Genomic DNA, 25540 nt, shown 5'->3' with positions numbered 1-25540 from the left:
CATCTGCTCGAGCGCCGCAAGGCGCTCGGCGGGAGCCTCCCCGCGCGGCACACGGACGCCGGGTCGCTCCCGACGCCCGCGCCCTTCGACAACGTGCTCGAGGGCAGCGGGGAGCGAGAGAACTCGACGACGATGGCGCTCGTCCGCATCCTCAACACGCTCGTGCGCGACGCCGCGCTCGGGCCGCGCATCGTGCCGATCGTCCCCGACGAGTCACGGACGTTCGGGATGGAGGGGATGTTCCGGCAGCTCGGGATCTTCTCCCAGGTCGGCCAGCTCTACGAGCCCGAGGACGCCGGCGACTTCATGTTCTACCGCGAGGATCAGCACGGCCAGATCCTCCAGGAGGGAATCAACGAGGCCGGCGCCTTCTCGTCCTGGCTCGCCGCCGCCACGTCGTACGCGAACCACGGGACGGCGATGATCCCCTTCTACATCTTCTATTCCATGTTCGGCTTCCAGCGCGTCGGCGACCTCGCGTGGGCGGCGGGCGACAGCCGCGCGCGGGGCTTCCTGATCGGCGGCACCGCCGGCCGGACGACCCTGAACGGCGAGGGCCTACAGCACGAGGACGGGCACTCGCACGTGCTCGCGTCGGTGATCCCGAACTGTGTCGCCTACGACCCGACCTACGCCTACGAGGTCGCGGTGATCGTCCGGGACGGCCTCCGACGGATGCTCACCGAGCAGGAGGACGTCTTCTACTACCTCACCGTCATGAACGAGAACTACGTCCATCCGCCGCTTCCGGAAGGCGCGGAGGAGGGGATCCTGCGCGGGCTGCACCCCGTCCGCGAGGCGCCCGACGGAGACGCGCCGCGCGTCCAGCTCCTCGGCTCGGGTGCGATCCTGCGCGAGGTCGAGGCGGCTGCGGAGCTCCTCGCGAGCGACTTTCGCGTCGCGGCGGACGTCTGGAGCGCGACGAGCTTCACCGAGCTCCGGCGCGACGGGATGGAGGTCGAGCGCTGGAACATGCTGCACCCGACGGAGGAGCAGCGACGTTCGTGGGTCGAGGAATGCCTCGGCGGGCGAGAGGGGCCGAAGGTCGCGGCGACCGACTACATCCGGACGTTCGCCGACCAGATCCGCCCGTACGTGCCGGGGCGGTACGTCGTGCTCGGCACCGACGGGTTCGGCCGGAGCGACTACCGCGTGAAGCTGCGGAGCTTCTTCGAGGTCGACCGTTACCACATCGTCGTGGCGGCCTTGAAGGCGCTCGCCGACGAGGGGACGATCCAGCCGACGGTCGTCGCCGGGGCGATCGAGCGCTACGAGCTCGACACCGAGCCGGTTCCGCCCTGGAAGAGATGAGTGTGGAAGGCAGGGCGGGGCGTCAGGGGCATGGCTTCAGCCTCGCCCCGCTTGCTGATCCCACGTCGCGTCCGTGACCTCGCTGCGTCGCGCGTAGGCCGCCACGAGCGGGAAGTCCTCCACGACGCCCTCCCGGAGACCGTGCTCCGCGAAGAGGGCGCGCACCTGGTCGGAGCCGAAGAACGCGTGGTACGCCTGCTCCGAGGGGCACGTGTCGAAGATGAGAAGGCCGTCGGGAGTCCTGGCGGCCGCGTGGAGCACGTGGTTCGAGGCCGGGATCTGCGCCATCAGCTCGCGGTAGCCGCGCTCGAGCGCCTCGGGGTCGCCCGTGAACCGCCAGACGGAACAGTGCATCGCTCTCCTCTCGGGTCGGTGGCGGCGACACGATAGAGATGCCGGAGGTCAAGATGGGAGCTCTCGTCCCGGAGGTCGCCATGTCAGCCGAACACCGCCGCCGCTTCGCCGAGCTCCACGCTCGCGACGAGCTCGTCGTGATGCCGAACCCCTGGGACGCCGGCTCCGCCCGGCTGCTGGCGACGCTCGGGTTCGAGGCGCTCGCGACGACGAGCGCGGGCTTCGCATGGTCGCTCGGGAAGCTCGACGGCGAGGTCACCCGCGGCGAGCTCGTCGCCCATGTCCAGTCGCTTGCAACCGCGACGGAGCTGCCGCTCAACGTCGACAGCGAGCGCTGCTTCCCCGACGACGCGGGTGGGGTGGGGCAGACCGTGCGCCTGCTCGGGGAGGCCGGCGCCGCGGGCTGCTCGATCGAGGATTGGAACCCCGTCACGGGCCGGATCGAGGACGTCTCGCTCGCCGCCGAGCGCGTCGCCGACGCGGCGGAGGCGGCCCGGGCGTTCGACCCGCCGCTCGTGCTCACCGGCCGTGCCGAGAACCATCTCCACGGCGTCGACGACCTCGACGACACGGTCGCGCGCCTGATCGCCTACCGGGACGCGGGCGCGGACTGCGTCTACGCCCCGGCGCTCACCACGGCGGAGCAGATCGCCGCCGTCGTCCAGGCGGTCGGCGTGCCGGTCAACGTCCTCGCGCTCCCGGTGGGCCCGTCCGTCCCGGAGCTCGCGAAGCTCGGCGTCCGCCGTGTCTCGACCGGGGGCCTGTTGGCCGCGACCGCCTACGGGGCGCTCGCCGCCGCGGCCCGGGAGCTCTCCGGCGAGGGAACGTCGACCTACGCGGCGGGCCGCCTCTCCGAGGAGGACAAGCAGGCGGCGTTCGGGACCTAGACGCCCCGCGGCGCCTCGTCGTCGACCGAGACGCGCACGAGGTCGCGGATCGAGACCATCCCGACGACGTCGCCGCCGTCGACCACCGGCAGGTGCCGAAAGCCGCCGTGGATCATCAGCGCCGCGGCCTGACCCGCGCTCTCGTCGGGCTCGATCGTCTCGGGCGAGCGGGTCATCGCGTCCGCCACCGGGCCGTCGAGGCCGCCCGTCGCGACTGCGCGGAGGACGTCACGCTCGGTGACGATGCCGACGAGGCGCTCGCCCTCGGTCACGACGACCGCGCCGACCCGCCGCTCGTGCATGCGCCGGGCCGCCTCGAGCAGGCTCGTCGTGGGGTCGAGCCCGAGCACGTCCGGGGTCATGATCTCGCTCACGCTCGGCATGGAGCCGATCGTAGACCTCCGCCTGTGCGATGGGAAGTCACCGCCGGCGCTGCCGGGCGAGCGCCCGCCAGCGCTTGCGCTCTTCGGAGGCCAGGCGCTTGTCGAGCCTCCGTTCGAGCGCGGCCATCTCCGCCTCGAGCTTCAGGTAGCTCTCCCAGCGTTCCGGCGCCAGCGTCCCGTCCGCAATCGCCTCCTTGACCGCGCAGCCCGGCTCGATCTCGTGGCTGCAGTCGGAGAAGCGGCACTGCGCGAACAGCGACGTCACGTCGTCGAACGTCTCCTCGAGCGCCTCGTCCGCGGCCCACAGCTGGAGCTCGCGCATGCCCGGCGTGTCGATCACGAGCGCCCCGCCGGGAAGCTGGACGAGCTCGCGGCGAGACGTCGTGTGGCGCCCCTGGCCGTCGCTGCGGAGCTCCTGCGTCTCGAGCAGGTCCTCGCCGGCGAGCGTGTTCACGAGGGTCGACTTGCCGACGCCGGACGAGCCGAGCAGCGCAGCCGTGACGCCCGGGCGGAGGTGCGAGCGCACCGCGTCGAGCCCCTCGCCCGTCGTGCTCGACAGCGTGTGGACGGGGACGTCAGCGGCGATCGCCTCGACCGCGGCGACCGCTCCCTCCGGGTCGTGTGCGAGGTCGCTCTTCGTCAACAGCACGACGGGCTGCGCGCCGCTCTCCCGCCCCAGGATGAGGTAGCGCTCGAGACGACGCAGGTTCAGGTCCTCGTTGAGGGAGCTGACGATGAAGACGACGTCGACGTTCGCGGCGAGAACCTGCTCCTCGGCCGCCTGCCAGGCGGTCTTGCGCGAGAACTTCGTGCGGCGAGGAAGGACGGCCTGGATCGTGCCGGCGTCCTCCTCGGCGCGGGGCGCGACGGCGACCCAGTCGCCCACCGCCGGCAGGTCGGCGGGCGATCGGGACTCCTCGTAGAGGCGTCCGGCGACGTCGCAGCGGAGCTCTCCGGGCTCCGTCAGCACGTCGTAGGCGCCGCGGTGCTGCACCGTGACGCGGCCGGCGATGAGGCCATCCGCCGCGTACGGGGCGAACTGCTCGGCGAGGGCGTCATCCCAGCCGAGGGTGGTGAGATCGGGCACGCGAAAGGTCTCCTCTCGGACTACGGAACGAAGGACGCGCAGTGCGCCCGTCGCGAGAGGCCCGTCTCGTGGTTCAGCCGACGAGCCGCGCGGGGCGCGGCGCGGAGGAAGCGGTATCGGTCATCGTCGACCTCCTTCGTCGGGGACAGGGCCAGTATGCCCGACCTCCTCTCGCGGCGCGAGGGCGGCGGCGAGCGCTTGGTCGAGGTCGGTGTCCCGGAACGCGAAGCCGGTCTGCGTGAGCCGCTCGGCCAGCGGCCGCTGGCCGCCGAGGAGGAGCTCCTCGCCCATCTGCCCGAACGCGAGCCGGACCGCGAGGGCCGGCAGAGGGAGGACGGTCGGCCGGTGCAGGGCCAGCCCGAGAGCCTTCGTGAACTCCGCGTTCGTGACGGCGCCCGCGACCACGTTCGCCGGCCCCGAGAGGTCGCTCTCGAGCGCGTACAGGTACGCGCGCACCACGTCGGGCAGGGAGACCCAGCTCCACCACTGCCTGCCGCTCCCGACCCGGCCGCCGAGTGCGAGCAGGAAGGGAAGCCGCATCCTCCCGACCGGCCCCTCGTTGCGGTCGAGGATCGGCGCCGTGCGGAGCGCGACGACGCGGATGCCCGCCTCGCGCGCGGGCCCGGCCGCCTGCTCCCACGCCTCGACGACGTCCGCGGCGAACCCCGCGCCCTTGGGGCTCGCCTCGGTGACGGGCTCTCCGCCGAGCCCGTAGAAGCCGACTCCCGAAGCCTGGACGAGGACAGACGGCCGCGGCTCGAGCGACGCCATCGTCCGTGCGACGAGGCCGGTGCCGTCGACGCGGCTTCCGAGGATCCGCCGGCGCGCGTCGGTCGACCAGCGCTGCCCGATCGTCTCGCCTGCAAGGTGCACGACGGCGTCGACGCCGGCGAGTCGCGCCGCGTCGATCGTCCCCGCGTCGGGGTGCCACTCGATCTCGTCCTCGCCCGCCGGAGAGCGCCGGACGAGCGTCGCGACGTCGTGCCCGGCCGCTCGGAGCGCGGGAACGAGCGCCGTGCCGACGAGCCCCGACGCACCGGTGATGGCGACCTTCACGCGTCCAGTGTCGCAGCAGCGAGGAGGGGGCGAGGCTGAAGCCACGCCCAAGCGTCCTGAGCCCCGAGCCCGGGATCTCTACCGCGCCCGGGGGCCGGTGTGCCAGAAGACGAGCGCCGCAGCCGTCGCCTCGGCAAGAAGGCTCAGCGCCGCCACCAGCTTGAGAGAGATGGGCATCTGCCGCATGCTCCCGTTATCGGCGATCCGAGGCCGTTGTCCAGTCCGGGATCACCCGGCGGAAGGTCTAGCCGGCGTGGACGGCGGGTTGGCCGGGGGCGTGCCGGGCGTGCCTTCAGCCTCCCCTCCTGCTCCGGATCGTGCGCTTCCGCGCAATCCGGGAACGTCCCACGCCGGAAGTACGATGGCCTTCCCGTGAGCGCCCCGTTCGTCCATCTGCACGTCCACTCGGAGTACTCGATCCTCGACGGGGCGTGCAGGATCCCGGCGCTCGCGAAGAAGGCCGCCGACCTCGAGATGCCGGCCGTCTCGCTCACCGACCACGGCTCGATGGCCGGGGCGGTCGATCTCCACAAGGCCGCCGCGGCGCAGGGGATCAAGCCGATCTACGGATGCGAGGTCTACGTCGTCGACGACCGTCGCGCGCAGGTGAAGGGCCACGCGCATCTCACCCTCCTGGCGTCCGACAACACCGGCTACGCGAACCTCGTCAAGCTCTGCTCGCTCGGCTACCTCCAGGGCTACTACTACAAGCCCCGCGTCGACTGGGAGCTCCTCGAGCGCCACGCGCCCGGCCTGATCGCGCTCTCCGGCTGCCTCTCGGGCCGTGTCTCACGGGCGCTCTCCGAGGCGCGCGACGCGGACGCCGAGGCGGAGCTCGACCGGCTCGCGCAGATCTTCGGGCGCGACAACACATACGTCGAGCTCCAGAACGTCGGGCTCGACGTGCAGCAGGCTGCCTTCCGCGGGCTCCCCGGGCTGGCGGAACGGCAGAAGCTCCCGCTCGTCGCGACGGGCGACGTCCACTACCTCGACGCGACGGATGCGTACAGCCACGAGGCCCTCCTCTGCATCCAGTCCGGCGACTCGCTCAAGAACCCGAACCGGTGGCGCTTCGGCGCGGAGGAGTTCTACTTCAAGACGCCGGCCGAGATGGCCCTCGACTTCCCCGGCCACGAGGAGGCGCTCCGGCGCAGCCTCGAGGTCGCGGAGCGCTGCAATGTCGAGCTCGAGCTCGGCCGCATCCGGCTGCCGAAGTTCCCCGTGCCCGACGGGCGCGACGCGTTCGACTACCTCGTCGAGCTGTGCGAGAAAGGCCTCGCCAGGCGCTACGGCACCTCGACGCCGGAGCTCGACGAGCGGCTCCGCTTCGAGCTCAAGACGATCCGCGAGATGGGCTTCGCGGACTACTTCCTCATCGTCGCCGACTTCATCGGCTTCGCGAAGCGGAACGGCGTCTCGGTCGGCCCCGGCCGCGGCTCCGCCGCCGGCTCGCTCGCCGCCTACTGCCTCGAGATCACCGACATCGACCCTCTCCGCTACGGACTGCTGTTCGAGCGCTTCCTGAACCCGGCGCGCAAGGACATGCCCGACATGGACATCGACTTCGCCGTCGACGGGCGAGAGCGCGTGATCAACTACGTCGCCGAGAAGTACGGGCGCGACCGTGTCGCCCAGATCATCACTTTCTCGAAGATGGCCGCTCGCGCCGCGCTGCGGGACGCGGGCCGGGTGCTCGAGATCCCCTACGGCGTCGTCGACCGCATCGCGAAGCTCGTGCCGGAAGGCCCCGGCCAGACGCTCGAGGAGGCGCTGAAGCCGGGGCAGGAGCTCGCCCGCGCGGTCGCGGACGACCCCGTCGCGAAGGAGATCGTCGACCTCGCGCGGCCCCTCGAGGGCCTCACCCGGGCGGATTCCATCCACGCCGCCGGGGTCGTGATCGGCGCCGAGCCGTTGATCGACGTCGTCCCGCTCCAGCAGAAGGGCCCCGACGCCGAGGTGGTCACCCAGCTCTCGATGAAGAACGTCGAGGCGCTCGGCCTCCTCAAGGTCGACTTCCTCGGCCTGCGCAACCTCGACGTGATCGACAAGGCGGTCGAGCTGGTCGGCGGCGTCGACATCGGATCGCTTCCCCTCGACGACCGCAAGACATACGAGATGCTCGCGCGGGCGGACGCGACCGGCGTCTTCCAGTTCGAGTCGTCGGGGATGCGCGACGCGCTCCGCGCGGTCAAGCCGACGGAGTTCGAGGACCTGATCGCCCTCGTCGCGCTCTACCGGCCCGGCCCGATGCAGTACATCCCGACCTACGCCGCGCGCAAGAACGGGCGCGAGGCCGTGACGTACATCGACCCGAGGCTCGAGCCGATCACCGGCGACTCGTACGGCATCTGCGTCTACCAGGAGCAGTACATGCAGATCGCGAAGCAGCTCGCGGGCTTCGAGCCCGCGGAGGCCGAGACGCTGCGCCGCGCGATCGGCAAGAAGATCCACGAGCTGATGGCCTCGCTCAAGGGGAAGTTCCTCGACGGCTGCGCCGCGAACGGCGTCACGCCCGCCGTCGCAGACCAGCTCTGGAAGGACATGGAGTCGTCCCAGGACTACTCCTTCAACAAGGCGCACGCGGCGTGCTACGCCCTGATCGCCTACCGGACGGCCTGGCTGAAGGCGAACCACCCGTGCGAGTACATGGCGGCGCTCATCTCGAGCGTCATGAACACGAAGGACCGTGTCCCGTTCTACGTCAACGCCTGCGACGAGATGGGGATCGAGGTGCTGCCGCCGGACGTCAACTCGTCCGCCGTCGACTTCGCGGTCGTCGAGGGGAAGATCCGCTTCGGTCTGAACGCCGTGAAGAACGTTGGGGAGACGGCGGCGCAGCGGATCGTCGCCGCGCGGGCCGACGGCGGGCCGTTCGCGTCGATCTGGGACTTCACCGAGCGCGTCGACCCGCAGGTGGTCAACAAGCGCTCGCTCGAGTCACTCGTCAAGTGCGGTGCGCTCGACTCGACCGGCGCCTCGCGGATGGGGATGCTCGCCGTGCTCGAGCAGGCGCTCGGGCACGGACAGAAGCTCGCGGCCGACCGGCTGATGGGCCAGGCGTCGATCTTCGACCTCGGCGACGCGTCGACGCCGGCGGCGCCCGCACACCACCCGGCGATCCCGACCGCGGAGTACGAGAAGCAGGAGCTGCTGCGACTCGAGAAGGAGACGCTCGGGCTCTACGTCTCCGAGCACCCGCTCTCGGGCGTCCGCGACCAGTTGCGCCGGAAGACGGACGCCACCCTCTCGGAGCTCGAGCGGCGACGCGACGGGGAAACGGTGACCGTGGGCGGGATCGTCTCGGACGTCAAGCACCTGACGACGAAGCGCGGCGATCCGATGGTCTTCCTCACCCTCGACGACCCGACCGGGACGGCCGAGGTCGTCGTCTTCAACTCGGCCTACCAGGCGGCGCGGGAGCTCTGCGTCACGGACCGGATCCTGATCGTGCGGGGGCGCATCGACCACAAGCAGCAGGGCGAGACGAAGGTCGTCGCCGCGGAGGTGACCGCGTTCGAGGCGGTGGCCGAGCGGCGCGAGGTGCGGTTCTCCCTGGACGCGCGCGAGACGCCCGCCGGCGTGATCCGCGAGCTCGCGCGCCTCGTGCGCGAGTTCCCGGGCGACTCGCCGGTCTACCTTGCGCTCGATACGTCCGAGGGGCCGAAGACCTACGCGCTCGGGCCCGAGTTTCGCGTCCGTCCCGACCCCGACTTCATCGCCGAGGCGCGGTCGGTGCTGGGCGGCACGGTCGCCCTCCTGTAGCCGCTCGCGCAGCCACGCGTCACAGCAGGATCTGAAGGGCGAGATCGATCGAGCAGCCGCGCTCGAGGAGCGAGACGGCGAAGTGCAGGTCGATCTCGGGCGAGGCTGCGAGGACCGCTGCGGACTCGGAGTCGTACCCCGCGCGCTGGAGCGTGTCGAGGCGCCACAGCTCGACGCGCTCGAGCTCGAAGCTGGTATCGGTGACATCGATGATCGACATGGGGCTCTCTTCTACGAACGTCCTTCCTCACCTGGGTATTCGCACGAACGTCGTCTCCGGTTGTCGAGTTGTACGCGACGTTCGTCTGGGAATTGCTGTACCCGGGTGAAGGAGCTGTAAATCCTCGGGGACTTGCGGTGCGAGCCTCCGGCTTCGTAGGATCGCCGGATGCGGCTCCAGAAGGACACGAAGGTCGAGCTGATGAAGGGCGTGCCGCTCTTCGCGGGATGCTCGAAGGCGGAGCTCCAGAAGATCGCCGCGCTCGCCGACGAGCTCGACCTGGGCGAGGGGGCGACGCTGATCCGCGAGGGAGAGCGTGGCCGGGAGTTCATCGTGATCGTCGACGGGACGGTGCGCGTGACACGCGCCGGGAAGACCGTGCGCGACCTCGGTGCCGGCGACTTCATCGGCGAGATCGCGCTCGTCTCCGACGTACCGCGCACCGCGACCGTGACCGCGACGGCGCCGGTGCGCCTGCTCGTCGTCACCGACCGGGCGTTCCGGGGGCTGATCGAGCAGATGCCGTCGATCGCGACGAAGGTCCTCCAGAGCCTCGGGCAACGGCTCCACGCCGACGCGCTCTGATTTGTTGCGCAAGCAGGAATCCGCCGAGCGGATTCCTGCCGCTTGATCCCCGCCTGCGGCGGGGCAGATCCCTGAAGGCGTCCCCTTCGGGGCCGCAACTGCCTCCTCTGCTCGGCGTCGCGACGGATGCGCCTCCGCGACCTCAGGCGGGCGGTGCGACGCGCACCGGCGCGTACGTATGGGTGCGCGAGAAGCCGTCCCAGATCGTCCAGCGCCACGTGCCCGCGCGCGGGAAGACGACGCGCGCGCGGTAGACGCCGACGCGGCCGGTCGGCCGCGCCACGAACGCGCGGCGCATCGTCCCCTGCGTGATGCGAACCTCGGGTGTCACACCCGCGAGCGGCGTGACCCCGTGCTGGAGCACCGTCAGGTTCACGACCCACGGCGCACGCGCCTCGACTCCGGCCGGAGTCGAGCTCAGCTGCACGGTCGCCCAGCCGCCCGCGAGAGCGGCGGCGGGCACGACGGCGGCGAGCACTGCGAGAACGGCGATCGACCTGCGCACGGGGTGCTCCTCTCTCTCGTTTGGACGACGTACACCGCCGGAGCCGGGCGGGTTCCCTCTACGCTCCGGACGTGGCGCTGGTCGGCATCAACCACGTCGCGCTCGAGGTCGGCTCGATCGACGAAGCGCTCGCGTTCTGGGAGCGGCTCTTCGGTCGGCTCACGCTGCGCGGCCGGTCTCCGTCGATGGCGTTCGTGGACATGGGCGACCAGTTCGTCGCCCTGATGCGGGCCGCGGGCGACGCCCCGGACGCGCATCGGCACGTCGGCATCGTCGTCGACGACAAGGAGGCGGTGCGCGCGGCCGCCGTCGCCGCGGGGATCGAGGTCTCGCGGCCTCCCTCGCTCGACCTTCACGATCCGTGGGGGAACCTTCTCCAGGTGGTCGACTACCGGGAGATCCAGTTCACGAAGGCGCCGGAGGTGCTCGCGGGAATGGGCCTCGACGGCCTCGGCAAGACGGACGCCGCGCTCGCGGAGCTTCGCGCGAAGGGCATCGGACAGGCGCCGTAGGATGCGCGCGCGGTGAGCCTTCTCGCATCCATTCCCTCGCCCAGCTCGGGCACGCTCGAGGTCGGCCCGTTCACGCTCCACATGTACGGCCTGACCTTGCTGGCGGCGATCGCGCTCTGCGTGTGGGTCACCGGCCGTCGCTGGGTCTCTCGCGGCGGCGACTGGGATCTCATCTTCCGCTGCGCCGTGTGGGGGGTTGCGGCAGGGATCGTCGGAGCCCGGCTCTACCACATCGCCACGAGCTGGAACGAGGTTCCCGACGAGTGGTGGGGCGTGTTCGCGATCTGGCGCGGGGGGCTGGGCGTCTGGGGCGGGATCGCGCTCGGCTGCCTCGTCGGCGGCATCGTCGCGAAGCGCGCCGGCGCCGACGTCTGGCTGCTCGCCGACTGCCTCGCGCCCGGCCTGCTCCTCGCCCAGGGCCTCGGCCGGCTCGGGAACTGGTGGAACCAGGAGCTCTTCGGCAAGCCGACCGACCTGCCCTGGGGGCTCGAGATCGACCCGGTCAACCGGCCCCTCGACCACCTCGACCAGGCGACGTTCCACCCGACCTTCCTCTACGAGCTGCTCTGGGACTTCGGGGCGGCCGCGTTCCTCGTCTACGTGATCGAGCGGCGCCTGCGACCCCGGCCCCCCGGTGTCTTCGCCGCGTACATCGTCCTCTACTGCATCGGCCGGTTCGGGGAGGAGCTCCTGCGGATCGACCCGGCGCACCACATCGCGGGCCTTCGGCTCAACGCCTGGGTGTCCCTGCTCGGGATCGCGGGGGGAACGGTCTGGTACGTGCTCTCGCAACGCTCGGACCGCCCTGCGCGACCGCGGAGGAGGAAGGCGAAGCCCGTCGCGCCGGCGCGGAAGATGGCCGTCCCGCACGGCAAGCGCGTCCGACCGCCCGGCTAGATTCCGGGCCGTGCCGTCGGCGGTTCGCGACCTCGAGCTGGACCTCGACGCGTTCGAGGGCCCGTTCGACCTCCTCCTCACGCTGATCCTGAAGGAGCAGCTCGAGCCGGCGGAGATCGACATCGCCTCCATCGTCGTGGCGTTCGTCGAACACCTCACCGCCGGCGACCGGATCGATCTCGACGCCTGCGGCGAGTTCCTCGTGCTCGTCGCCGCGCTCCTCGAGATCAAGGCCCGCCAGCTCTTCCCGGAGGAGGGCGCGGAGCTCGCAGAGCTCGAGCCCGAGGAGGCGGCCGAGGAGCTCGCGCGGCGGCTCGCCGAGTACCGGCGCATGAAGGAGGCCGCCGTCTGGCTGCGCGAACGGCTCGAGGGCGAACGCGAACGGTACTTCCGGCTCGGACCGGCTCCGCTCGCGCCGCGCGCCGAGCGACGGCTCGCAGACCAGGATCCCATTCAGCTCGCGGCGGCCCTCAGAGGGTTGGCCGTCCCGCCGCCGAAGGTGTCTCTCTCGCACATGGCCCTTCGCTTCCCGCCCGTCGCCCAGTTCCTCGAGCGTTTCCGCGCCGTCCTCCGCCGCCGGCGCGTGTTCGACTTCGACGGCGAGGTCGCGGGCCTCTCGCGGGTCGAGCAGGCCGTGGCATTCCTCGCGCTGCTCGAGCTGCGCAAGGCCGGCGAGGTCGCCCTCGCGCAGGCTGCTCCCTTCGCCCCCATCCGTGTCTCGCGCGACGAGGCAGAAAGGACACACGCGTGGACCGTCCGCTCCGCCTGATCTCCGCCGACACGATCGTCGGCACGCCGATCGACGCCCTCGCACGCACGATCGAGGCCCTGCTCGTCGTCGCTTCCCAGCCGCTCACCGTCGACGAGCTCGCGGCCGCGACCGCTGACGACGCCGAACGCGTCGAGACCGCTCTCGGCCTCCTGCGCGAGCGCTTCGCCGAGACCCGCAGCGGGATCGTGCTCGAGCGCGTCTCCGGTGGGTACGCGTTCCGTGCGTCGCGCGAGGCCGCGGAGGCGTGCGGGCGCCTGTTCGAGCGGCCCGTCGAGCGCGGTCTCTCGCAGGCTGCCCTCGAGACGCTGGCGATCGTCGCCTACATGGGGCCCGTCTCACGCCCGGAGATCGCGCGCGTGCGCGGTGTCGCCGCCGATTCGGCGGTCGCATCGCTCGTCGAGCGCGGCCTCGTCGCGGAGGCCGGGCGCGAGAGCGGTCCGGGAGGCGCGGTCCGCTACCGGGTGACGCCGCTGTTCGAGCGCGTCTTCGGGCTCGACACGCTCGCCGAGCTGCCGCGGCTCGACGACCTCGGCGGCGAGCCCGAGGCGATCCGCGAGCGGCTGCTCGCCGTCGCCGAAGCACGCGCCTCGTGACCCGCATCGCGGCTGTCCTGTTCTCGTCCGCAAGCGGGGATCCGCCGAGCGGATTCCCGCCGCTCGGAGCCCCTGCCTGCGGCAGGGGCACATCCCTCAAGGCGTCCCCTTCGTGGGCGCAACACCTCTTCCGGACGCGGTCGTGACGCGGATCGCGGTAGCTTTGTTCGACGGCGCGGAGGAGCTCGACTTCGCGGGCCCGTGGGAGGTGCTCGCAGCGTGGGCGACGCAGTGGCCCGACGACGGCGTGGAGGCGTTCACCGTCGCGTCGACGACGGAGCCGATCACCTGCGCGAAGGGACTGCGCGTGCTCGCCGACCACACGTGGGAGACGGCACCCGCGATCGACGTTCTCGTCTATCCGGGCGGCGTCGGCACGCGGCGCGAGCTCGCCGACCAGAAGGTCCTCGTGCGGCTCCGTGAGCTGCGCGACGGTGGCACGCTGATGACGAGCGTGTGCACGGGCGCGATCGTCTACGCCGCGGCGGGCCTGCTACGCGACCGGCCGGCCACCACCTACTGGGGCTCGCTCGAAAGGCTCGCCGAGCTCGATCCGACGATCGAGGTGCGGCCCGACGACCGGTTCGTCGACAGCGGCGAGATCGTCACCGCCGCGGGCGTGTCGGCGGGAATCGACATGGCGCTCCACCTCGTCGCGCGGCTGCACTCGGTGGAGCGGGCGCGCGAGGTGCGCCGCTACATCCAGTACGACCCCGAGCCGCCGGTGTAGGAATACCTGCGCGCCCCGGGCTGGGTCACACCTGCCAGGCGCCGCCGCGGAGGAGCGGCACCGCCTCGCCGCCCGCGGTGAGGCCGTCGACGTCGAGCTCCGGCGAGCCGATCATGAAGTCGACGTGAACCGAGGACTGGTTGACGCGGGCCTTGTCCTCGGCGGACTCGACACCGAGGTCGTAGCCGTTGCCGAGGGCGATGTGGCTTGCGGCGTTCTCGTCGAGGAGCGTCTCGTAGAACGTCGTGCCGAGCGGCCCGATACGTCCCTCGCCGTCGACGAGCGCCAGCTCCCCGAGGCGTGAGGAGCCCTCGTCCTTGGCTGCGATCGAGCGGAGGGTGTCGGCGCCGCTGTCGGCGTCGATGCGGACGGCCCTGCCGCCGGCGAACTCGACGCGGATCCCGTCCATCATCGCGCCGTAGACCTCGAGCGGCCGCGTCGCCGTGACGTGACCGTCCGCGCGCTTGGGATCGGGCGTGGTGAACATCTCCTCGCTCGGGATGTTCGGGAAATGGCGGAGGCCGTCGACCGTGGTGAAGTCCGCGGCGTGCCAGACCGAGGTCGGCATGAGGCCAACCGTGAGGTCGGTTCCCCGCCCGTAGAGGCGGATCGCGTCGAAGCGGCGCCCGGTCAGGATCGTGGCGATGCCTTCGAGACGGCGCGCTCGCTCGCGCCAGGCCTCTGCCGGGTCGGGCTCGTCGAGCCGGCAGACGTGCGCGATCGCCTCCCAGAGACGGTCGTACGCCGCGTCCCCGTCGAGGTCCGGGTAGACGAGCGATGCCCAGCCACGCGTCGGCGCGGGCGCCACGCACCAGTTCGTCGTCCCGCTATTGACGACGTCGCCGGTGTTCGGGAGGTACGGGAGCACGTCTCGTCCCGCCCGGGCGGGGTCGACGCCTACGAGTGCCTCCGGATCCGCGGGGCCGTTCAGGGTCACGCGCGCGGCATGCTCGTCGGAGAGCCACTCGAGCCGGTCGATCATCCAGGCGGGAACGAAGTCGAGCGTCGACTCGTCGGCGTGCAGCAGGCGCTCCCGCTTGACGCGGGTGTCGAACACCCAGACGTCCACCCAGCGCGCTCCGCGCTCGTAGGCGGCCCGCGCGATCTCGCGGGTGAGCTCCTCCTTGCCCGGATACGTGGTCACGCCGACGATCTGGCCAGGCTGGACGTTGGCGCCGTAGCCGACGACGAGGTCGGCCAGCCGCCGGGTGAGGTCGGCGTAGTCACCCACGGGCCGGGAGCCTAGCCGCGCAAGAATGGCGTCGTGCGGCTGAACGCGTACCTTGCCCGGGCCGGCGTCGCGTCGCGTCGCGGCGCCGACGAGCTGATCAAGGCCGGCCGGGTGACGGTCGACGGCCGTGCGGGCGAGCTCAACACCTTCGTCGAGGGGACGAGCGTCGTCCTCGTCGACGGCCGCGAGGTGGGGAAGCAGGCGCTCCGTCACGTCCTCCTCAACAAGCCGCGCGGGACGATCACGACCGCCCGAGATCCGAAAGGCCGGCCGACCGTCGTCGACCTCGTCGGCGGCGACACACGGGTCGTCCCGGTGGGGCGGCTCGACCGCGACACGACGGGCGTGCTGCTCCTGACGAACGACGGGCCGCTCGCCCACCGCCTCGCTCATCCGCGCTACGGCGTCGAGAAGACCTACGTCGCCGAGGTCGAGGGCGAGCCCGGCGACGACGTCCTGAAAGCCCTCGCGGAGGGGGTCGAGCTCGAGGACGGCCGCACGGCCCCGGCGCGGGTGCGCCGGCTCGGGCCGTCGCAGCTCGAGCTCGTGCTCCACGAGGGCCGGAACCGGCAGGTGCGCAGGATGCTCGAGGCCGTCGGGCACCCGATCGTCCGGCTCCGGCGGTCGCGCTACGCAGGTCTCGGCCCGGGCAGGCTGCGGCCCGGCGACTGGCGCGACCTGAAGCGCGACGAGGTGCGCGCGCTGCGGCGCCTCGTGGGGTTGTAGGCCTACTCGAACCAGACGAGCGTCGCGAGGACGACGTAGAGGCTGACGAGCGCGAGACCTTCGTAGAGCGCCGCCCGGCCGTCGCCGGTGATCTGCCAGATCGCGATCGCGGTGAGCGCCAATGCGCCGAGGAACACCGGATCGACGACGAAGGTCAGCCGCTCCTCGAAGAACAGCGAGGCGAGGACGAGCACCGGCCACAGGAAGCACGCGATCTGGGCGACCGAGTTCTTCACGACGGAGATCGCGAGGTCGTTCTGGCCCTTCGCGGCGAGCTGCACGGCCACGACGTTCTCGACTGCGTTCCCGGCGATCGCGACGATCACGAGGCCGGTGAACGCCTTCGAGATCCCGAGCGCCTCGACGGCGGGATCGATCGCGTCGACGAACCACTCCGAGACGAGCGCGGCGAGGACGCCGGAGACCGCGAGCAGCACGATCGCCCACCCGAACGGCAGCACCGAGTGTTTCGATTCGACGAGCGCCGCCTCGGCGGTGCGATCGGACCGGAGGTAGCCGACGAGCCAGGCGGCGTACACGACGAGGAGGCAGATCGCGCCGACGACCGAGATCTCGACTTGGTGGTGGCTCGCGCGGTCGCCCACCTGGTCGGAGAGTCCGAGGATCGAGATCAGGAAGACGGCGAGGATCAGCAGCGTCGCGGTGTCGTTCGGGAGCCGCGCCCCGAACGTCATCGTCCCGTCGGGCTGCTTCGTCGAGCCCGCCACGATCGCGAGCCCGAGCACGAGGAGAGCGTTCGCGAAGAGGGAGCCGAGGATCGAGAACTGGGCGACGACGAGCTCACCCGCCGAGAGCGCGAAGAGCACGATGAAGAGCTCGGGGAGATTCCCCAGCGTCGACTGCAGCGCGCCGGTGACTGCCGGTCCGTACCGCGCGCCGACCGACTCCGTCGCGATGCCGATCGTCCAGGCGACGCCGCCGAGCGCCGCGCCGGTCACGACGAACGTCACCACCGGCTCGGCGTCCGTGTAGTGGAGGACACCGCCCGCGATCGCGACGGCGAAGATCCCCGCCGTGATCGCGAGCGTGCGGGTCACAGCCGCACGAAGCCCATCCGCTCGTACATCGTCTCGAGCGTCGGCGTCGACGCAGCCCGTGCCTTCTCCGCGCCGAGTGCGAGCAGTCGCAGCAGCTCCGCCTCGTCCGCGCGGAGCTCGAGATAGTGCTCGCGGACGGGCGTGAGGAGCTCGACGACGGCCTCGCCGACGTCGCGCTTGAGATCCCCGTAGCCCGTGCCCTCGTACGACACCTCGATCTCGCCGGGTGAGCGCTCCGTCGCCACCGCGAGGATGTCGATCAGGTTGGAGACGCCCGGTTTGTCGTCCCCGCGGCGGATCTCGCGTCCGGAATCGGTGACTGCCGAGCGGAACTTCTTGCGGATCGCGTCCGGCTCGTCCAGCACCTTCACGGTGCCCTGCTCGGTGCCTCCGGTCGTCGACATCTTCCGCGTCGGCTCCTGGAGGTCCATGATCCGCGCTCCGACCTCGGGATAGATGCCCTCCGGCACGACGAACGTCTCGCCGAAGCGGGCGTTGAACCGCTCCGCGACGTCGCGCGCGAGCTCCAGGTGCTGACGCTGGTCGTCGCCGATCGGGACCCGGTCGGCGCGGTACAGAAGGATGTCGCCCGCCATCAGCACGGGGTACGTGAAGAGGCCCGCCGACACGAACTCGCGGCGATCCGCCTTGTCCTTGAACTGGGTCATGCGGCCGAGCTGGCCGTAGGAGGTGACGGCCGAGAGCAGCCAACTCGCCTCGGCGTGCGCGGTCACATGGCTCTGGGCGAAGACGGTCGACCGTTCCGGGTCGAGCCCGGTCGCGATCAGCATGGAGAACAGGTCGAGCGTGCGGTCGTGCAGGTCGCGCGGGTCGTGCTCGACCGTGATCGAGTGCAGGTCGACGATGCAGAAGAACGCCTCGCCGAGCTCCTGCGTCTGCGCGTACTGGCGGAAACCGCCGATGTAGTTGCCGAGGTGCTTGTCGCCCGTCGGCTGGATGCCGGAGAAGATGATCACGAGGTTCCTTTCGCTCGCTGAGCGACCGAAAGGACTAGAAGACCTGCCGGCCGCCGAGGTACGAATGCGTGGGCATGCGCCAGAACAGGTGGTGGCGGTCGACGTTCGGCATGCAGTACTTCTAGCCGTTCTTGGCGCGAAGCGTCAAGAAGGCCCCGGATACACTCGACCCATGGCCGTCGCCCAGCCCTGGACGCCGTCGTCGTGGCGCGCGCTGCATGCGCTACAGCAGCCCGAGTGGCCGGATCCGGCCGCCGTCGACGCTGTCCGGGAGCGTCTCCGGCAGCTGCCGCCGCTCGTGTTCGCGGGCGAGGCGCGGGCACTGCGCCGGGCGCTCGGGGAGGCAGTCGAGGGACGCGCGTTCCTCCTCCAGGCCGGTGACTGCGCGGAGTCGTTCCGCGACGTGTCGGCGGTCGCGATCCGGGAGCGGCTCAAGGTGCTGCTCCAGATGTCGGCGGTGCTGACCTACGGCGCGACCCTCCCGGTCGTGAAGGTCGGACGGATCGCGGGACAGTTCACGAAGCCGCGCTCGGCTCTCACGGAGCGCCTCGGCGGCGTCGAGCTGCCGTCGTTTCGCGGCCACGCGGTGCACTCCGACGAGCGCACGCCCGAGGCGCGCGTCCCCGACCCCGAGCGGATGGTGCAGGCCTACTACCAGGCGGTCTCGACGCTCAACCTGCTGCGCGCGTTCACGAAGGGCGGCTTCGCCGACCTCACGCAGGTCCACACGTGGAACCAGGAGTTCGTCGCGAGCTCCCTCGAGGGACGCCGCTACGAGGTGATCGCGAACGAGATCGGCCGCGCGCTGCGATTCATGCAGGCGATCGGCATCGACCTCGGCGACGAGCGCACGATCCACGAGGTCGACGTCTGGACGAGCCACGAAGCGCTCCTCCTCGACTACGAGGAGCCGCTCGTCCGCCGCGACTCGACGACGGGGGACTGGTACGCGTGCTCCGCGCACTTCCTCTGGGCAGGTGAGCGGACGCGCCAGCCCGACGGCGCGCACGTCGAGTTCCTCACGGGCGTCGAGAACCCGGTCGGCGTCAAGATCGGGCCGGACGCGACGCCGGACGAGCTCGTCGCGCTCTGCGAGCGACTCAATCCGCACCGGACCCCAGGCCGCCTGACGCTCGTCACCCGCCTCGGAGCCGACCGCGTCCGCGAGGCGCTGCCACCGCTGCTGCGCGCTGTTCGCGAGACCGGCGTGCCCGTTCTCTGGGCCTGCGATCCGATGCACGCGAACACGTTCGTCACCCCCTCCGGGCACAAGACCAGGCGCTTCGACGACGTCCTGCGCGAGATCGAGGGGTTCTTCGGCGCCCACCGCGAGGTCGGCTCGTGGCCGGGCGGCGTCCACCTCGAGATCACCGGCGAGGACGTGACGGAATGCCTCGGCGGCTCGGAAGGCGTTCTCGAGGAGCAACTCGACCATCGCTACGAGACGCTCTGCGATCCGCGGCTCAATGTCCGCCAGTCGCTCGATCTCGCCTTCCGCGTCGCGGAGATGATGCGGGCGGCATGAGCGCCTTTCGGCGTTCCTGCCGCCAGAGAACTCATGAGCGTGGCTCGTCTCGCCGTGGTCGGCACAGGGCTGATCGGCGCTTCCGTCGGGCTTGCCGCGCGACGCGCCGGAGTTGCGCGCGTCCTCGGTTGGGATCCCGACGGTGCATTCCTCGCGGTCGCCGCCGATCGTGGGGCCGTCGAGCCCGCGGCGAGCCTGCAGGAGGCCGTCTCGAGCTCCGACGCCGTTCTCGTCGCGGCGCCGGTCGGCGAGCTCCCCGCGGTCGTGAGGCAGGTCCTGGACATGGCCCCCGAGGCCTGCGCGGTCAGCGACGTCGGGTCGACGAAGCAGCCGGTCGCGGCCGCAGCAGGGGGCGATCCCCGGTTCGTCGGCGGTCATCCGATCTGCGGGGCCGAGACGCGGGGCCCCGAACGCGCGACCGCCGAGCTGTTCGACGGCGCGACGTGGTTTCTGACCCCGACAGCCGCAACGGCGCCGGAGCGGCTCCGCGTCGTCCACTGGCTGGTCACGGCGCTCGGCGCGCGGCCGGTCGCCATCGGGCCGGACGCTCACGACCGGCTCGTCGCGGTGACGAGCCATCTCCCTCACGTCCTCGCGAACATCCTCCTGAACCAGGCAGGCGCGACCAGGATCGACGGGCACGACCCGCTGCAGGCGGCAGGCGGCTCGCTCAAGGACATGACGCGGATCGGCGGCGCCAACCCTCGCATCTGGGTCGACATCTTCCTCGACAACCGCGAGGCCCTCGCCGCCGCTCTCGCAGAGCAGCGCCGGCAGCTCGAGCAGGTCGAGCGCGCACTCGCGGCGGGCGACGCCGGGTTCCTCGCGCGGTGGATCGGCGAGGCGAGCGGACACCGGCGGCGAATGCTCGCGACCGCCTTCGCCGATCCGGGCGATCTGCACCGGCTACGGATCCACATCTCAGACCGCCCCGGCGTGCTCGCCGGGATCTTCCAGGCGCTCGGCGCAGAGCGGATCAACGTCGAGGACTTCGAGCTCGACCACGTGTCGTCCGAGCGCGGCGGCTCGCTGACCGTCCTCGTCTCGGGCGAGGGCGAGGCGGCGCGCGCAGCGGAGCTCCTCGAGCAGCAGGGCTACGGCGTCGTCGCGTCGCCGGTGATCGACGAGTGATCCACAGGGCTGTGGAAGACTTGGCGTGACAATTGTGCTGACAATCGGGATGGAGAGAGCGATCCCGGCCCGTCGAGGCAGCACTTGACGAAGAGCGGCCTCAGAGACCGGTTTTCGTCAAGAGGGCCGCTCCGGACACGTCTCCGGAGGACACCGTGAGCGCCGGCGCGGCGCTCGTCGTCGAGGCTACTCCACGGCTCATCGGCCACCTCGCCGTACCGGGCGACAAGTCGATCTCGCACCGCGCCGTCCTGATCGGCGCGATCTGCGACGGTGAGACGCGCATCACCGGGTTCGGCCGCTCCGCCGACACGGAGGCGACCATCGCCGCCGTCCGGGCGCTCGGGATCGAGGTCTACGAGCACGGCGCGGACACCCTTCGCGTCTTCGGCAAGGGCCTGCGCGGGCTCACCGTCCCCGGCCGGCCGATCGATTGCGCGAACGCGGGCACGCTCGTCCGGCTGATCGCCGGGCTCCTCGCGGGCCAGGACGGGAACACCTTCGAGCTGACCGGCGACGAGTCGCTCTCACGCAGGCCGATGGAGCGCATCGCGGAGCCGCTTCGGCGCATGGGGGCCACGGTCGAGACGACCGACGGCCATCTCCCCCTGCGGATCGAGGGGGGCGCGCTCCACGGGATCGACTACGCGCTGCCGGTCGCGAGCGCCCAGGTGAAGTCGGCGGTCCTGCTTGCCGGGCTCTACGCCGACGGGGAGTCGACGGTGGTCGAGCCGGCCCCGACGCGGGACCACACGGAGCGGATGCTCGCCGCCGCGGGGGCGCCGATCACGACCCGGCCGACGAGCGTCACGGTCCGCCGCGCCGAGCGGCTGTCGCTCGGCGAGACGGAGGTCCCCGGCGACTTCTCCTCGGCGGCGCCCTTCGTCGTCGCGGCGACGCTCGTCCCCGGATCGGAGCTCCACGTCCACGGCGTCAACCTCAACCCACGCCGCACCGGTCTGCTCGACATCCTCGAGCGGATGGGTGCCAATGTCACCGTCTACAACCGCCGGCCGATCGGCGACGAACCGGGCGGCGACCTCGAGATCCATTCCGCGCCTCTCGTCGCCACGACCGTCACGACGGCCGAGGTGCCGCGCGCGATCGACGAGCTGCCGCTCTTCGCGCTCGCCGCGGCGTGCGCGCGCGGCACGAGCGTCCTTCGAGGCGCGAAGGAGCTCAGGGCGAAGGAGAGCGACCGCATCGACGCGACGGTCGACGCGCTGCGCGCGATCGGCGTTCGGGCCCAGGGGAGGGACGACGGCTTCGCCGTCACCGGCGTACCCGCGCGGCCGCGGGGCGGACGGATCGCGAGTCGCGGCGACCACCGGCTCGCGATGCTCGCCGCCGTCGCGGGCCTCGCGTCGCGCGACGGCGTGCGGATCGAGGGCGCCGACGTCGTGGACGTCAGCTTCCCGGGCTTCTTCGAGATGCTGGAAGAGCTCCGCCGCACGTCGGCCGTCGAGCAGCCCGACCGTTACTAGAGCGCCGACCGTCTAACCTCCGCCGCGATGATCGTGGCGATCGACGGCCCGGCTGGAGCGGGAAAGAGCTCCGTCGCGAAGGCGCTCGCGGAGCGCCTCGGCTTCCGCTACCTCGACACCGGAGCGATGTACCGCGCGCTCACGTGGCTCGCGCTCCACGAGGGCGTGCCGCTCGACGACGGCCCCGCGCTCGAGGCGCTCGCAGATGCGACCCCGGTCGGGTTCGGCGAGCGGGGCACCGTGACGATTGCCGGCACGGACGTCACGCAGCGCATCCGCGAGCCGGAGATCGACGCGGCCGTCCCGGTGGTCGCGCGTCACCCTGAGGTGCGCGCGGTGATGCGGCAGCGGCAGCGCGCGCTCGGCCGCGAAGGCGACTCGGTGATCGAGGGCCGGGACATCGGCGTGGTCGTCGTTCCCGACGCGGAGGTCAAGATCTGGCTCGTCGCCGACCCGGCCGTCCGCGCCCGGCGCAGGCACGCGGAGCGGGACGGGCTCGGGATGGACGAGCTCGCAGAGGAGCTCCGCCGCCGCGACGCCCGCGACGCCCCGAACACGCACCGTGCGCCCGACGCGATCGCGGTCGACACGACCGAGCTTTCGCTGCCCGAGGTGATCGAGCGAATCACGACGCTCGTCGACGAGGCGAGAGCAGGGGTGGGATGAGCCTCCCGGACGTCACCTGGGCGCTCGGGCGCCCGACGATCGGGCTCGCGGCCACGCTCGGCTCGCGACTCAAGGTCTACGGAGAAGACAGAGTCCCGCTCGACGGAGGCATCGTGGTCGCGTCGAACCACTTCCACTGGCTCGACCCGGCCGTGCTCGGCGCCTCGAGCCCGCGGGTCCTCTACTACATGGCGAAGATCGAGGCGCACAGAGTGCCGGGGTTCGGGGCGTTCATCCGGACGTTCGGCTGCTTTCCGGTGAGACGTGGCGAGTCGGACCGCGAAGCGGTGAGGACGATGCGGCGGATCGTCGCCGACGGGCACGCGCTCGGCTTGTTCGTCGAGGGCACGCGTCAGCGCTCCGGCGTTCCGGGCCTCGTGCAGCCCGGCGCGGCCATGGTCGCGCTGCAGGAGGACGCGCCAATCGTCCCGGTCGCGATCCACGGGACGCAGACGTGGAAGCCCGGCACCTTCCGCCCTGTGTCGATCGCCTGGGGCGAGCCGATGACCTTCGAGGGCCTGCCGAAGGGCGGCAAGGGCTACAAGGAGGCCTCGGCGCTCGTGCAGGCCGAGATCCGTCGCCTGTTCGACTGGCTCGTCGACGCACATCGCCTCGGCCGGCCGGACGGTGTCCCGCCCGGGGCGGAACGCCGCTAGGAGCCGTGGACGAGCCCGAGCTCAGAAGCGCCGGCACCGTGGCGATCGTCGGCTTCCCGAACGTCGGCAAGTCGACGCTCGTCAACCGGCTGACCGAGAGCCGCGCGGCGGTCGTGCACGAGACGGCGGGTGTCACGCGCGACCGCAAGGAACTGCTCGCGGACTGGAACGGTGTCACCTTCCGTCTCGTCGACACGGGAGGCGTCGACGAGGCCGACCGGGGCCCGTTCGGGCGTCACATCGCGGAGCAGGCGCGCGCTGCGATCGCGGAGGCCGATCTCGTCCTCTTCGTCGTCGACGCGCGTGCGGGGATCACACCGGGCGACGAGGAGCTCGCGGCGATCCTCCGTGCAGCGGACAAGCCTGTGATCGTGCTCGCCAACAAGATCGACGACCCGCGCCGCGACCTCGATGCGGTCGAGTTCCACCGGCTCGGCCTCGGCGATCCGTTCCCACTCTCGGCGTTGCACGGCCACGGCACCGGCGACCTCCTCGACGACGTCGTCTCGAGGCTCCCCGGGCGGGACGAGGCGATCGTCGGCGAGGAGGCGATCCGCGTGGCCATCCTCGGCCGTCCGAACGTCGGGAAGTCGTCGCTCCTGAACGCCCTGCTCGGCGAGGAGCGCGTGATCGTCTCCGACGTCCCGGGGACGACCCGCGACACGATCGACACGGTGCTGACCCGCGGCGAGGCGACCTTCCTGCTGGTCGACACTGCGGGCCTGCGGCGCAAGCGCCGCCAGCGGCAGGGCATCGAGTACTACTCCGAGCTCCGGGCGCTCGAAGCCGCGGAGCGAGCCGACGTCGCCCTCGTCCTCGTCGATGCCTCGGAGGGGGTCGTCGAGCAGGACCTCGCAGTCGCCGACATAGCCCGCAAGGCCGGCTGCTCGACCCTCGTCGTCCTCTCGAAGTGGGACGTCACCACGGTCGACCTCCAGGAGACGCGCGGCCTCTTGAACCGCCGCCTCCGCCAGCGGCCCCCTGCCGTCGCCGTCTCCGCGAAGACGGGCCGCGGGCTGCAGAGGCTGCTCGACCACGCCGAGACGCTCTTCGCGAAGCACGTGACGCGCATCCCGACCCCGGCGCTCAACAAGGCGCTCGGCGAGCTCAAGGAGGCCCGCCCGGGGCCCTCGGGCGAGCGCGGGCGCAGGCTGAAGCTCCTCTACGCGACCCAGACCGCAACACGGCCGCCGCGCCTACGCGTGTACGTCAACGACCCGAGGCTCGTCACCCGCGACTACGGCTACTGGGTCGAGAACGAGCTGCGCGCTCGGTTCGAGCTCCAGGGCGTTCCCGTCTCGATCGACTTCCAACGGTCGGAGTGATGGAGATCGTCGTCGTCGGCGGTGGCTCGTGGGGCACCGCCTTCGCGCGGCTGCTCCGCGACCACGGTCACGCGGTGACGCTCGCGTGCCGCGACCCGGCGCAGGTCGAGGCGATCCGCGAGACGGGGCACAACCCGCGCTACCTGACGGCGATCGAGCTCCGGGGCGTGGACGCCGCGACGGTCGAGGAGGCGCCGCTCGGGACTGCGAACCTCGTCGTGGTCGCGGTTCCGAGCGCCTCGTTCGGCGAGGTCGTCGCGGCACTGCCGGGCACCGCGCCGATCCTGAGCCTCACGAAGGGGCTCGACCCGACGACCGGCGACCGGCTGTCGTCGTTGGTGCGGGATCGGCCCGCAGCGGTCCTCTCCGGCCCCAACATCGCCGAGGAGGTCGCCCGAGGGCTTCCGGCCGCGGCTGTGATCGCGTGCGACAGCCTGCCCCTCGCGGTGCAGCTGCAGCTGGCGATCAACTCGACGGCCTTCCGCGTCTACGTGAACGACGACCTCGTCGGCGTGGAGCTCTGCGCCGCGGCGAAGAACGTGATCGCGCTCGCGGCAGGCGGGGCGGACGGGCTCGGGCTCGGCGACAACGCGAAGGCGGCGCTGGTCACGCGCGGCCTCGCCGAGATGGGCCGGCTCGCCGAGGTCGCCGGCGCCCGGCCAGAGACATTCGCCGGCCTCGCCGGGATGGGCGATCTCATCGTCACGTGCTGGTCGCCGTCCGGCCGCAACCGCCGCTGCGGGGAGCTCGTCGCGCAGGGAATGACGCCGGACGAGGCCGCGCGCTCGATCGGCATGGCCGTCGAGGGGCTGACCACGGCACCGACGTTGCGCGACCTCGCGCACCGGCTCGACGTCGAGATGCCGATCACCGAAGGCGTCTGTGCCGTCCTCGACGGCGTCGCGCTCTCGGAGCTGGTCGGACAGCTGATGCGCCGCGACCCGACGGTCGAGTGACCGCCGCGGCTGGCGGCGCCGGAGATCCCGGCTAAGGTTCGACGCGCCCATGGCAGCGCGCACGTTCCAGTTCACGTCGGAGTCGGTGACGGAGGGTCATCCCGACAAGATCGCCGACCAGATCTCCGACGCCGTCCTCGACGCCGTCCTG

At 71.6% G+C, this 25540-nt stretch carries 27 protein-coding genes; 18 read left to right on the top strand and 9 right to left on the bottom strand.

Features of this window, described 5'->3' with window-relative positions:
* Nucleotides 1-1311, top strand: a 1311-nt coding sequence (locus tag VNM44_RS01015; RefSeq protein ID WP_414652947.1) for a transketolase-like TK C-terminal-containing protein, incomplete at its 5' end; no start/stop codon positions are given.
* Between the two features lie 36 nt (nt 1312-1347).
* Here the strand turns inward: VNM44_RS01015 and VNM44_RS01010 are convergent.
* A complete protein-coding gene (locus VNM44_RS01010; protein ID WP_325621633.1) occupies nt 1348-1665 on the bottom strand; it encodes a hypothetical protein in 318 nt (105 codons plus the stop codon).
* Between the two features lie 38 nt (nt 1666-1703).
* Here VNM44_RS01010 and VNM44_RS01005 point away from each other — a divergent pair, with 38 nt between their 5' ends.
* Nucleotides 1704-2552 carry an isocitrate lyase/phosphoenolpyruvate mutase family protein gene (locus VNM44_RS01005; RefSeq protein ID WP_325621631.1) on the top strand — a complete coding sequence of 283 codons (849 nt, stop codon included), beginning with the start codon at nt 1704-1706 and terminating at the stop codon, nt 2550-2552.
* On the opposite strand, the gene VNM44_RS01000 is transcribed toward VNM44_RS01005, so the two are convergent.
* From VNM44_RS01000 to VNM44_RS00990, 3 genes are all read right to left on the bottom strand, one after another.
* Nucleotides 2549-2935, bottom strand: coding sequence for a CBS domain-containing protein (locus VNM44_RS01000; RefSeq protein WP_325621629.1), 387 nt, complete (start codon nt 2933-2935; stop codon nt 2549-2551). The genes VNM44_RS01005 and VNM44_RS01000 overlap by 4 nt on opposite strands.
* 37 nt (nt 2936-2972) lie before the next feature.
* A complete protein-coding gene (gene rsgA, locus VNM44_RS00995) occupies nt 2973-4022 on the bottom strand; it encodes a ribosome small subunit-dependent GTPase A (protein WP_325621627.1) in 1050 nt (349 codons plus the stop codon).
* A 120-nt stretch (nt 4023-4142) separates the two neighbouring features.
* Nucleotides 4143-5078 (bottom strand): TIGR01777 family oxidoreductase, encoded by a 936-nt coding sequence (locus VNM44_RS00990; RefSeq protein WP_325621625.1) that lies wholly within the window; start codon nt 5076-5078, stop codon nt 4143-4145.
* Between the two features lie 372 nt (nt 5079-5450).
* Here VNM44_RS00990 and dnaE point away from each other — a divergent pair, with 372 nt between their 5' ends.
* Nucleotides 5451-8840: a DNA polymerase III subunit alpha gene (gene dnaE / locus VNM44_RS00985; RefSeq protein ID WP_325621623.1), complete on the top strand. Its 3390-nt coding sequence runs from the start codon at nt 5451-5453 to the stop codon at nt 8838-8840.
* A gap of 19 nt (nt 8841-8859) precedes the next feature.
* Here the strand turns inward: dnaE and VNM44_RS00980 are convergent, their stop codons facing one another.
* Nucleotides 8860-9060, bottom strand: coding sequence for a hypothetical protein (locus VNM44_RS00980; RefSeq protein WP_325621621.1), 201 nt, complete (start codon nt 9058-9060; stop codon nt 8860-8862).
* A gap of 168 nt (nt 9061-9228) precedes the next feature.
* Between VNM44_RS00980 and VNM44_RS00975 the strand changes: the two genes are divergently transcribed.
* Nucleotides 9229-9645: a cyclic nucleotide-binding domain-containing protein gene (locus tag VNM44_RS00975; RefSeq protein WP_325621619.1), complete on the top strand. Its 417-nt coding sequence runs from the start codon at nt 9229-9231 to the stop codon at nt 9643-9645.
* A gap of 142 nt (nt 9646-9787) precedes the next feature.
* Here the strand turns inward: VNM44_RS00975 and VNM44_RS00970 are convergent, their stop codons facing one another.
* Nucleotides 9788-10150, bottom strand: a complete 363-nt coding sequence (locus VNM44_RS00970) for a hypothetical protein (protein WP_325621616.1) — start codon at nt 10148-10150, stop codon at nt 9788-9790.
* Between the two features lie 71 nt (nt 10151-10221).
* Between VNM44_RS00970 and VNM44_RS00965 the strand changes: the two genes are divergently transcribed.
* From VNM44_RS00965 to VNM44_RS00945, 5 genes are all read left to right on the top strand, one after another.
* Nucleotides 10222-10662 carry a VOC family protein gene (locus VNM44_RS00965; protein WP_325621614.1) on the top strand — a complete coding sequence of 147 codons (441 nt, stop codon included), beginning with the start codon at nt 10222-10224 and terminating at the stop codon, nt 10660-10662.
* 12 nt (nt 10663-10674) lie between these two features.
* Complete coding sequence (gene lgt / locus VNM44_RS00960; RefSeq protein ID WP_325621612.1) at nt 10675-11559, top strand: prolipoprotein diacylglyceryl transferase; 885 nt, start codon at nt 10675-10677, stop codon at nt 11557-11559.
* Between the two features lie 10 nt (nt 11560-11569).
* The gene (locus tag VNM44_RS00955) at nt 11570-12328 is read left to right on the top strand and encodes a segregation and condensation protein A (RefSeq protein ID WP_325621610.1); all 759 of its coding nucleotides are present in this window, start codon (nt 11570-11572) and stop codon (nt 12326-12328) included.
* Entirely contained in the window at nt 12307-12924 is a 618-nt protein-coding gene (gene scpB / locus VNM44_RS00950) for an SMC-Scp complex subunit ScpB (RefSeq protein ID WP_325621608.1), read from the top strand. Before VNM44_RS00955 ends, scpB begins: the two co-directional genes overlap by 22 nt.
* Before the next feature lie 112 nt (nt 12925-13036).
* Nucleotides 13037-13654 carry a DJ-1/PfpI family protein gene (locus tag VNM44_RS00945; RefSeq protein ID WP_325621606.1) on the top strand — a complete coding sequence of 206 codons (618 nt, stop codon included), beginning with the start codon at nt 13037-13039 and terminating at the stop codon, nt 13652-13654.
* 25 nt (nt 13655-13679) lie between these two features.
* Here VNM44_RS00945 and VNM44_RS00940 read toward each other — a convergent pair whose 3' ends face one another.
* Complete coding sequence (locus tag VNM44_RS00940) at nt 13680-14885, bottom strand: aminopeptidase (RefSeq protein ID WP_325621604.1); 1206 nt, start codon at nt 14883-14885, stop codon at nt 13680-13682.
* 33 nt (nt 14886-14918) lie between these two features.
* Here VNM44_RS00940 and VNM44_RS00935 point away from each other — a divergent pair, with 33 nt between their 5' ends.
* A complete protein-coding gene (locus tag VNM44_RS00935; RefSeq protein ID WP_325621602.1) occupies nt 14919-15611 on the top strand; it encodes a pseudouridine synthase in 693 nt (230 codons plus the stop codon).
* A 2-nt stretch (nt 15612-15613) separates the two neighbouring features.
* Here the strand turns inward: VNM44_RS00935 and VNM44_RS00930 are convergent, their stop codons facing one another.
* Nucleotides 15614-16669 (bottom strand): hypothetical protein, encoded by a 1056-nt coding sequence (locus VNM44_RS00930; protein WP_325621600.1) that lies wholly within the window; start codon nt 16667-16669, stop codon nt 15614-15616.
* Nucleotides 16666-17646 carry a tryptophan--tRNA ligase gene (gene trpS / locus VNM44_RS00925; protein WP_325621598.1) on the bottom strand — a complete coding sequence of 327 codons (981 nt, stop codon included), beginning with the start codon at nt 17644-17646 and terminating at the stop codon, nt 16666-16668. Before trpS ends, VNM44_RS00930 begins: the two co-directional genes overlap by 4 nt.
* Nucleotides 17647-17818: 172 nt before the next feature.
* Here trpS and VNM44_RS00920 point away from each other — a divergent pair, with 172 nt between their 5' ends.
* From VNM44_RS00920 to VNM44_RS00885, 8 genes are all read left to right on the top strand, one after another.
* Nucleotides 17819-19171 (top strand): class II 3-deoxy-7-phosphoheptulonate synthase, encoded by a 1353-nt coding sequence (locus VNM44_RS00920; protein WP_325621597.1) that lies wholly within the window; start codon nt 17819-17821, stop codon nt 19169-19171.
* Between the two features lie 39 nt (nt 19172-19210).
* Nucleotides 19211-20302 (top strand): prephenate dehydrogenase/arogenate dehydrogenase family protein, encoded by a 1092-nt coding sequence (locus VNM44_RS00915; protein WP_325621596.1) that lies wholly within the window; start codon nt 19211-19213, stop codon nt 20300-20302.
* Nucleotides 20303-20457: 155 nt separating this feature from the next.
* A complete protein-coding gene (gene aroA / locus VNM44_RS00910) occupies nt 20458-21786 on the top strand; it encodes a 3-phosphoshikimate 1-carboxyvinyltransferase (RefSeq protein WP_325621595.1) in 1329 nt (442 codons plus the stop codon).
* A 27-nt stretch (nt 21787-21813) separates the two neighbouring features.
* Complete coding sequence (gene cmk / locus VNM44_RS00905; RefSeq protein ID WP_325621593.1) at nt 21814-22452, top strand: (d)CMP kinase; 639 nt, start codon at nt 21814-21816, stop codon at nt 22450-22452.
* A complete protein-coding gene (locus tag VNM44_RS00900) occupies nt 22449-23108 on the top strand; it encodes a lysophospholipid acyltransferase family protein (RefSeq protein ID WP_325621591.1) in 660 nt (219 codons plus the stop codon). Before cmk ends, VNM44_RS00900 begins: the two co-directional genes overlap by 4 nt.
* A 5-nt stretch (nt 23109-23113) precedes the next feature.
* A complete protein-coding gene (gene der, locus VNM44_RS00895; RefSeq protein WP_325621589.1) occupies nt 23114-24433 on the top strand; it encodes a ribosome biogenesis GTPase Der in 1320 nt (439 codons plus the stop codon).
* Nucleotides 24433-25389: an NAD(P)H-dependent glycerol-3-phosphate dehydrogenase gene (locus tag VNM44_RS00890; RefSeq protein ID WP_325621587.1), complete on the top strand. Its 957-nt coding sequence runs from the start codon at nt 24433-24435 to the stop codon at nt 25387-25389. The genes der and VNM44_RS00890 overlap by 1 nt, the downstream gene beginning before the upstream one ends.
* Nucleotides 25390-25438: 49 nt before the next feature.
* A partial coding sequence (locus VNM44_RS00885; RefSeq protein WP_325621635.1) for an S-adenosylmethionine synthetase N-terminal domain-containing protein occupies nt 25439-25540 on the top strand: 102 nt, incomplete at its 3' end.

Source organism: Gaiella sp., assembly GCF_035558935.1.
Classification (GTDB): domain Bacteria; phylum Actinomycetota; class Thermoleophilia; order Gaiellales; family Gaiellaceae; genus Gaiella.
Note: the sequence above shows the minus strand (reverse complement) of the source record. Positions and strands in the feature narration are given on the sequence as shown.

What these genes read in the sequence shown, in the direction of transcription:
- VNM44_RS00920 (WP_325621597.1), top strand. Translation starts at nt 17,819, where the DNA reads ATGGCCGTCGCCCAGCCCTGGACGCCGTCGTCGTGGCGCGCGCTGCAT.
- VNM44_RS01010 (WP_325621633.1), bottom strand. Translation starts at nt 1,665, where the DNA reads ATGCACTGTTCCGTCTGGCGGTTCACGGGCGACCCCGAGGCGCTCGAG.
- VNM44_RS00980 (WP_325621621.1), bottom strand. Translation starts at nt 9,060, where the DNA reads ATGTCGATCATCGATGTCACCGATACCAGCTTCGAGCTCGAGCGCGTC.
- VNM44_RS01005 (WP_325621631.1), top strand. Translation starts at nt 1,704, where the DNA reads ATGCCGGAGGTCAAGATGGGAGCTCTCGTCCCGGAGGTCGCCATGTCA.
- VNM44_RS00890 (WP_325621587.1), top strand. Translation starts at nt 24,433, where the DNA reads ATGGAGATCGTCGTCGTCGGCGGTGGCTCGTGGGGCACCGCCTTCGCG.
- VNM44_RS00900 (WP_325621591.1), top strand. Translation starts at nt 22,449, where the DNA reads ATGAGCCTCCCGGACGTCACCTGGGCGCTCGGGCGCCCGACGATCGGG.
- VNM44_RS01000 (WP_325621629.1), bottom strand. Translation starts at nt 2,935, where the DNA reads ATGCCGAGCGTGAGCGAGATCATGACCCCGGACGTGCTCGGGCTCGAC.
- cmk (WP_325621593.1), top strand. Translation starts at nt 21,814, where the DNA reads ATGATCGTGGCGATCGACGGCCCGGCTGGAGCGGGAAAGAGCTCCGTC.
- VNM44_RS00975 (WP_325621619.1), top strand. Translation starts at nt 9,229, where the DNA reads ATGCGGCTCCAGAAGGACACGAAGGTCGAGCTGATGAAGGGCGTGCCG.